The organism is Verminephrobacter aporrectodeae subsp. tuberculatae At4, assembly GCF_000193225.1.
In the GTDB taxonomy this organism is placed as follows: domain Bacteria; phylum Pseudomonadota; class Gammaproteobacteria; order Burkholderiales; family Burkholderiaceae_C; genus Acidovorax; species Acidovorax aporrectodeae.
Genome location: NZ_AFAL01000229.1, coordinates 1 through 1,239, shown reverse-complemented (window position 1 = coordinate 1,239; position 1,239 = coordinate 1). Strand labels below are relative to the sequence as shown.

The following is a 1,239-nucleotide window of genomic DNA, read 5'->3' as shown; positions in this document are numbered from 1 at the left end:
CGCGGGCCAGCCCTGCGCGTCGGCCCGGGCCTGCAACTGCGCGCGCAGCTGCGCGTCGGCCGGGGGCATGGGGGCCAAGCCGTCGAACAGGGCCCTGAAGTACAGCATGCTGCCGCCCACCAGCAGCGCCAGCGCGCCGCGCGCCCGGATCTGCGCCATGAGCCGCGTGGCGTCCTGCACGAACCCGGCCGCGCTATACGCCTGCAACGGGTCGCGGACGTCGATCAGATGGTGCGGCACGGCGGCGCGCTCCTGCTGCGTGGGCTTGGCGCTGCCGATGTCCATCCCGCGATAGACCAGCGCCGAATCCACGCTGATGACCTCCACCGGCATGCGCCTGCCGAGCACCGCGGCCAGCGCCAACGCGCCCGCAGTCTTTCCCGAAGCCGTGGGGCCTGCCAGGGCGATCGCGGGCGGCCAGGCCTCAGGCGGGCGCACGCGCGGGGTCTCCGAAGCGTTGCACCAGCGTCCACGAGACCAGCGCCAGCACCAGCGACCAAAAGCCGATGCCGTTGACCAACGGCCAGACCGTGCCGTCCAGGCGCCTGCCGAGCCAGCCGCCGATGGCAAACGCCGCGAGCATCATGAGGCAGCCATTGAGCGCCGAGGCAACGCCCGCGGCCCGGGGAACGGCCCAGGGCGCCGCTTTGCCCGCAGGGCTGATGGATTCCATGGCCGAGCATGAACAGGTAGTACGGCAGCACCAGGACCCAGGGCCGCTGCCAGCCCAGCCAGGCGAACAGCAGCAGCAACGCGCCGCCGCCCAGGCTCAGGCCGCCGGCGATCGCCACCGTGCGCAGCAGCCCGTGGTGCACGAGCAGCCGACGGCACAGGAAGGTGCCGCCAAAATACGCCACGCCGGCCGACGCCATGACCCAGCCGTACTGCGTGCGCGTGAGGCCGAGCACGTCGATGTAGACGAACGACGAGGCCGCAAGAAAAGTGAACAGGCCGCCGTAGGTGGCCATGGTGAGCAGCGAAAAGGCCCAGAAGGTCGGGCTGCGCAACACCTGCAACCAAGTGCCGAACAGCGTTGCCGGCCGCAGCGCCTGCGGATTGCGCTGCGCCAGGGTTTCCGGCAGGTGCAGCACCACGAGTGCCAGCGTGAGCGCGGCGTAGACGGTGAGCGCGAGCAGCGCCGCACGCCAACCCAGCCAGGCGCTCAGCAACCCGCCCAGGGGCGCGCAGGCGCAGGCCACGATACCCAGCCCGGTGAACGCACGCGACATGGCGCGCGCG

The 1,239-nt window shown here is 71.8% G+C and carries 1 protein-coding gene and 1 pseudogene; both read right to left on the bottom strand.

The annotated features are described in order from the left end of the window. A partial coding sequence (locus tag VTU_RS0106070) for a tRNA (adenosine(37)-N6)-dimethylallyltransferase (protein WP_010102071.1) occupies nt 1-438 on the bottom strand: 438 nt, incomplete at its 3' end. Further along, nucleotides 425-1,239: pseudogene (locus VTU_RS26010) on the bottom strand (MFS transporter); the annotation flags it as partial. The gene VTU_RS0106070 and the pseudogene VTU_RS26010, both read right to left, overlap by 14 nt.